This window comes from Bartonella queenslandensis AUST/NH15 (assembly GCF_000312585.1).
Classification (GTDB): domain Bacteria; phylum Pseudomonadota; class Alphaproteobacteria; order Rhizobiales; family Rhizobiaceae; genus Bartonella; species Bartonella queenslandensis_A.
In genome coordinates this window covers 92972-99559 of the sequence record NZ_HE998003.1, presented here as the reverse complement: position 1 = coordinate 99559, position 6588 = coordinate 92972, and the positions used below count along the sequence as shown (strand labels likewise).

The 6588-nt window shown below is 38.7% G+C and carries 9 protein-coding genes; 4 read left to right on the top strand and 5 right to left on the bottom strand.

Annotated features, from left to right (window positions below):
- From BN338_RS05610 to BN338_RS05590, 5 genes are all read right to left on the bottom strand, one after another.
- Positions 1–758: beta-ketoacyl synthase N-terminal-like domain-containing protein (locus tag BN338_RS05610; protein ID WP_039759883.1), on the bottom strand; the 758-nt coding region annotated here is incomplete at its 3' end.
- Positions 759–860: 102 nt separating this feature from the next.
- A complete protein-coding gene (locus tag BN338_RS05605; RefSeq protein ID WP_004860281.1) occupies positions 861–1097 on the bottom strand; it encodes an acyl carrier protein in 237 nt (78 codons plus the stop codon).
- Positions 1098–1358: 261 nt separating this feature from the next.
- Positions 1359–2096 (bottom strand): 3-oxoacyl-[acyl-carrier-protein] reductase, encoded by a 738-nt coding sequence (fabG, locus tag BN338_RS05600; protein ID WP_039759871.1) that lies wholly within the window; start codon positions 2094–2096, stop codon positions 1359–1361.
- Positions 2097–2115: 19 nt separating this feature from the next.
- A complete protein-coding gene (gene fabD, locus BN338_RS05595; protein WP_039759869.1) occupies positions 2116–3060 on the bottom strand; it encodes an ACP S-malonyltransferase in 945 nt (314 codons plus the stop codon).
- A gap of 76 nt (positions 3061–3136) precedes the next feature.
- A complete protein-coding gene (locus BN338_RS05590; protein ID WP_039759866.1) occupies positions 3137–3724 on the bottom strand; it encodes an undecaprenyl-diphosphatase in 588 nt (195 codons plus the stop codon).
- Between the two features lie 345 nt (positions 3725–4069).
- Between BN338_RS05590 and rpsF the strand changes: the two genes are divergently transcribed.
- The 4 genes from rpsF to rplI all read left to right on the top strand — a co-directional run bounded on the left by rpsF (position 4070) and on the right by rplI (position 6475).
- Positions 4070–4477, top strand: coding sequence for a 30S ribosomal protein S6 (rpsF, locus tag BN338_RS05585; RefSeq protein ID WP_039759864.1), 408 nt, complete (start codon positions 4070–4072; stop codon positions 4475–4477).
- Entirely contained in the window at positions 4477–4725 is a 249-nt protein-coding gene (gene rpsR, locus BN338_RS05580; protein ID WP_039759862.1) for a 30S ribosomal protein S18, read from the top strand. Before rpsF ends, rpsR begins: the two co-directional genes overlap by 1 nt.
- A 147-nt stretch (positions 4726–4872) precedes the next feature.
- On the top strand, positions 4873–5853 hold the full coding sequence (locus BN338_RS05575; RefSeq protein ID WP_039760135.1) for a hypothetical protein: 981 nt from the start codon (positions 4873–4875) through the stop codon (positions 5851–5853).
- A 25-nt stretch (positions 5854–5878) separates the two neighbouring features.
- Positions 5879–6475: a 50S ribosomal protein L9 gene (gene rplI, locus BN338_RS05570; RefSeq protein WP_039759860.1), complete on the top strand. Its 597-nt coding sequence runs from the start codon at positions 5879–5881 to the stop codon at positions 6473–6475.
- The last annotated feature ends 113 nt before the right edge of the window (positions 6476–6588 follow it).

Genomic DNA, 6588 nt, shown 5'->3' with positions numbered 1-6588 from the left:
TGTTCTAGCTCTTCTAAAACAACAACTGCTGCTCCCTCCCCCATCACAAAACCATCACGATCAGCATCATAAGGACGTGAGGCTCGTTCAGGATCATCATTGCGACAAGTAGAAAGAGCTCTACAAGCAGAAAATCCCGCAAGAGATATCCGATTTATCGGAGACTCTGTTCCTCCAGCCACCATGACATCTGCATCACCGAACATAATCAAACGTGCTGCATCACCGATCGCATGGGCCCCTGTCGAACAAGCTGTCACAACCGAATGATTAGGCCCCCGTAAACCATATTGAATAGACACATAACCAGAAGCAAGATTAATCAAACGACCTGGAATAAAAAAAGGAGAAACACGGCGCGGACCTTTATCCCGAAGCGTATAACCAGCTTCAACAATGCCCTCAATCCCTCCAATCCCCGAACCAATTAACACCCCTGTATAAATCTGATCTTCATCACTCTTAGGAAACCATTCAGCATCTGCAAGCGCTTGGTTAGCAGCAGCCATTGCATAAACAATAAATGCATCAACTTTACGTTGCTCTTTAGGCTCCATATACAAATCAGCATTATAGGTTCCCTCTGTTCCATCCCCTAAGGGGATACGTGCTGCAATCTGGCATGGCAAATCGGACACATCAAATTCAGTAATTCGCCGAACGCCACTCCTTCCTTCAAGAAGTCGTTTCCAACTATATTCTATATTACCAGCCAATGGAGACACCAATCCTAAACCAGTAACAACAACACGTCTCATAACTTCTAACCTTGAACTAGACCTTAGCTTTCAAAATTCTCTTTTCAAAAGAGCTCCGAAGAATACAGGCAAAAGTAATAAATGCCTTTGCCCTTTAAGTAATCATGCAGAAGCCTTATCAATGAACTTAACTGCATCACCAACTGTGAAAATCGTTTCAGCAGCTTCATCTGGAATTTCTACACCAAATTCTTCTTCAAAAGCCATAACGAGTTCAACCGTATCAAGACTATCAGCTCCTAGATCATCGATAAAGCTCGCATTTTCTACGACTTTATCAGCATTAACCCCAAGATGTTCCACAATAATTTTCTTAACGCGCTCTACTGTATCACTCATGTTGAAATCCTCGAATTTATATTTTCCTATAATTTGGTTAACTATATCGGCTCATCTAATCAAGCAATAGATGCATTCTTTTAAAAGATTTTAGCAATGATTTAAAGCATCCTGTGGATATCCCCTGCAAAATGAACCAATTTGACATTCCTATATCAATTGATCAACGACCATGTTAAAGAAATAGTGTATCTTTTCATATCAATCGTTATTATCTAAAATAATACCGCTTATAAATCAATGTGGAATACAAGAAAATACTTAAATCATTGCCATTCCACCGTTAATATGGAGTGTTTGTCCTGTCATATAGGCCGCTTCATCGCTCGCTAAATATACAGCAGCAGCAGCTATTTCTTGCCCACTCCCCATACGCTTCATTGGAATTGCAGCCATAATGGCTTCTTTTTGTTTTTCATTAAGCTTATCTGTCATGGCAGATTTAATAAATCCTGGAGCAATACAATTGACAGTGATATTTCGTGAAGCAATTTCTTGTGCCAATGCTTTAGAAAAACCGATCAAACCCGCTTTTGCAGCACAATAATTCGTTTGTCCAGGATTTCCTACAACACCAACAACAGATGTAATATTAATAATTCTTCCATAACGACGACGCATCATAGAATGTGTTAATTCACGCGTCAAAAGGGAAGCTGCTGTTAGATTAACTTCTAAAACATCATCCCAGTCTTTATCTTGCATCCGCACAAAAAGACCATCCTTGGTGATTCCCGCATTATTGACCAAAATATCAACACCATCCATTTCTTTTTCTGCAACTTCAGCCAATTGTTTAATCGATTGACGTTCAGAAAGATTAGCGGGAAAGACAAAAACATTCTGTTCTAATTCTGCTGCCACTTCTTTAAGCTTATCTTCACGTGTTCCATGAAGTCCAACAATGGCTCCTTGTGCATGGAAACAACGTGCAATGGCCTCACCAATTCCTCCCGATGCCCCCGTTACAAGAGCCTTACGTCCTGTTAATCTAAACATTTTTTTTACTCCTTATAGATTAAACGCCAAGCATCCCTAGCGCTGATTCTATTTCATCAACGGTTCCAATTGTTACCCCCTTTATATCCTTGTTAATACGACGCGTTAAACCTGTTAATACTTTTCCAGAACCAACTTCAAAAAGCGTATCAACCCCATTAGCGCCAATCCATTCTATTGTTTCACGCCATCGCACTCTCCCAGTCACTTGTTGAACAAGAAGAGCAGCGATATGCTCAGGATCACTCTCTGGTGCAACAGAAACATTGGCAATCAAAGGAACAATAGGTGCCGTTTTGTTAACAGTCAAAAGTGCTTTCTTCATGGCATCAGCAGCAGGTTGCATTAAAGACGAATGAAAAGGTGCAGAAACTGGAAGCAAAAGTGCGCGTTTTGCACCTTTTGTTGATGCAATCTCTACCGCTGCCTCAACGGCTTTTGCTTCACCTGAAATAACAATTTGCCCACCACCATTATCATTGGCAATCTGGCATAGTCCTTCTTCAGAAACGGTTTTGCAAATTTCTTCCACAACGTGCTCTTCCAAACCAATAAGTGCTGCCATAGAACCTTCACCAACCGCAACAGCAGCTTGCATGGCATTGCCACGAATGCGCAAAAGTCTTGCCGTATCTGTGAGACTCAATGTACCAACCGCACAAAGAGCCGAATATTCGCCTAAAGAATGACCAGCAACAAACTTTACCTTTTCTTCTATATGAAACCCTAGATGTTCCATCACACGAATGACAGCCATGGATACGGTCATTAATGCTGGTTGTGCATTAGCTGTTAACATTAAAACATCAGCGGGTCCTTCAAAAATGATCTCTGATAATTTTTCACCCAAAGCATCATCAACTTCCTCGAAAACCATTCGCGCTGCAACAAATTGTTCTGTAAGTGCCTTCCCCATTCCAACAATTTGACTCCCCTGCCCTGGAAAAATAAAAGCTGCACCCATTAATCAACTCCTAAATTGTGCCATTAAATGACTTTCTTTTGACCTTATTCATCCACATAAATCAAGACAAAGTCTTTTATTTAGAACGAATACCTCTCTTAAAATTATATTTTAAGGGCGGGATTTGATATAAAAACTTAGGAAAATATGGTGCTATAAACTGAATAACACTCAGACTTATGAGACTTCCTAAAATTATACCTGCTAAAATATCAAAGGGATAATGAACACCCACAAAAATGCGTGCCCAACAAATCAAGCATAAAAATACCACAGCAAATCTGACAGTACCTTTGTATTGGTAAAAATAAAAGCTCGCTGTATAAGATGCAATGGTCAAGGCATGATTACTTGGAAAAGAAGCTGTTGCACGATGTTTAATCAGCGGTATCGTCAACCCTACAACAAATGGCCGTGGATGAAAATAAAAAAGGGAAATGAGATAACCTATGAAAAGAGCAATACAAGTGCTTATACAAATGCTTAATACGACACATCGCTCCTTTTCTCCACCACAAAACCACAACACACAAAGATGAAGAGGAATAATGTAAATTAAAAATTTTGCGCAAAAAATACTCAACAAAACAAAAATAGACCAAGACTGATGGTTGCCGACAAGCATCTTAAAGAGCGTAACATCAATCTGGTTTAAAAAATCCATTTTTCTCTCCTTTATCTGTACGTTACAGTGCTATCTCTTTGTAGAAGAGGAAAATATATTGAAAATATATCAAGATTTAATAAATCCATTTTTTTATGTGCGTAAACTTGCTATTTTAAAAGATAACCTGTAAATGTGAGATGTTTGTTGCCGGCACTTTAGCTGGAGGTTGAACGGAGGGCTGTAAAATCAGTAGGAAATACAATGTTTCCGGCCTCCCGTGTCTCCGCTCTGAGATGTCTCGAGTTGTAAACGCGTCCTTTCTTCTTTGGATTTCCCAAAAAGACAAGTCGCAGAGGCTTTGCGCTAAAACCGGTAAAATTTAAATTGAAGAAAGGCAAAACAATGGCTCTTTATGAACATATGTTCCTTGCCCGACAAGACATTGCGCCGCAGCAGGTTGATGAACTTTTAAGCCTTTACAAAGGTGTCATTGAAACGCACGGTGGAAAGGTTGGGCGTATAGAAAATTGGGGACTTCGTCCTCTTGCTTATCGTATTCGTAAAAACCGTAAGGCTTATTATGTATTGGTCAATATTGATGCACCAGCTGCAGCAATTGCTGAAATGGAACGTCAAATGCGAATCAATGAAGATATTTTGCGCTATATGACCATTCGTGTAGAAAAACACGAAAAAGAAAAATCTGCGATGCTTTCACACCTTGATCGCAATACACATATTGGTCAGGATGAAGAGCGCTCTCGTTCCCCACGTCGTCAACGTGAAAATGCTATAGAAGGGGTAGAATGATGACTGATACGAATCAAAACTCTGCACGTCGCCCTTTTCATCGTCGTCGCAAAACATGTCCTTTTTCAGGAGCTAATGCTCCCAGAATTGATTATAAAGATATAAAATTGTTACAACGTTATATTTCTGAACGTGGGAAAATTGTTCCTTCACGAATTACAGCTGTCAGTCAGAAAAAACAGCGTGAATTAGCTAACGCTATAAAACGCGCTCGCTTTTTAGGCTTACTTCCATATGTTATAAAGTAAATGATCAGTACACTCTTGCAACTGGGGAATCTCCCAGTTGCTTTGCTTATATGGTTTAGAGAAATAGCTTATTGTATCCTATGTTAAGCACTTAAATATAAAAGTTGAGGGATTGATATGCCTCTAACTGCAGAAAGCAGGACAGCAATGAAAAAAAATCGTACTTATGAGATATTAACCGGTGTTGTGGCAGGATTATTTGCTGTTGTGATAGACATGGCAATCATCAGTATTGCCAATATAGCACCCTCTTTTTCTCTTCTTCTTGGCTGCTTTCTTTCATTACCAATTTTTATTGTTGCTTTCGGTCAAGGAACATTTGCCAGCTTTGTTGCCTTAATAAGTGCTACTGTTGTTCTTGTTGTAACCGCTGATATCTATATTGCTCTTGGTCTTATGTTGTTATCTTTTCTTCCTGCTGTTTATGCCTCTTGGCTTCTTGGACTTGCACGACCAGCGCAAAAAGAAAACACACTGATATGGTACCCATTATCATCCGTTATTTTTCATTTAACCAACTTTATTGCTCTGATAGTAACCTTCATTGGACTCTACGTAAAAGCTCGTCCAGACACCCCTCTCATTGCAAAAAAAATCACTGAAAATATCGTACAAACCCTACAACAATCGCAGTCATTAAAAGAAGCTAATATCCTTGCTGTTAGTGATTTTTTAATGGCACATGCTGCAACCTTAGCCGCTATTGCTCTGACAGTTTATAGTTTGATTTTTCTCATTGGTAATCTTTATTTTTCAATGATAACAGCCCAATATATGAAGTGGCTAAAAAGACCTCGCGATGATTGGAGCAAAACGCTTCGCCTTCCAATTTCTGGAATTGTCATTTTCATTGTTGTTTCCATCGCGTCAATGATTGAATTAAGCACTTCCCTTAATTTGGGGACATATGTCTTTAGCTCTGCCTATATTGTTATTATATCAATTAGCGGTCTAGCGTATCTTCACAATATCACAAAAGGGGTAAACGGTCGGATTATTATACTTTCCCTTGTTTATATTGCTATTTTAACTATCGTTTTTTCCCCACCTATCTCTTTCATGATGTTTTTGATGGGTATTTGGGCTGCTATTCAATACAACATTCAATCACGTAAAAAACTTCCCTAAATTTATTTGTTCGAAAGGAAAGACTATGGATATTATTCTACTTGAGCGCATTCCTCGTCTTGGTCAGATGGGTGATATTGTCTCAGTGAAAGATGGTTATGCACGTAATTTTCTCTTACCTCAAGGTAAAGCTTTACGCGCAAATGAAGCTAATAAAAAACATTTTGAGATACAACGCGCACAACTTGAAGCACGTAACCTTGAACGTAAAGGCGAAGCGCAAAAAATTGCTGAAAAACTTGATGGTCAATCATTTATTGCTGTGCGTTCTGCTGGTGAAACAGGACAACTTTATGGATCTGTGTCAACACGTGATATTGCTGAAATCATAACAGATGAAGGATTCTCTATTGAGCGAAATCAAATTGAACTTAATCATCCAATAAAAATGATCGGTCTTCATACGATTACCCTTAACCTCCATCCTGAAGTTCAAATTTCTGTGGTTATTAACGTTGCGCGTTCCACGAGTGAAGCACAACGCCAAGCAGAAGGTGAAACTCTTACTTCTGTTGAAGAAATATATAATATTAAAGAAGAAATATTAGAAGAAAATCAGGAAGAATTGTTGACAGAAGAAATTAATGACAGCGATATAGACAGTCCTCATCAAGAAACTTAATTGCTACGTTTTGATTGCTTTTTTATACTTTTTATTCCATTTAATATTGGTCATAAAATACTCACTTCTTAAAACTGAGTATTTTATGGCTATCATGCATAAAGAATCTAATT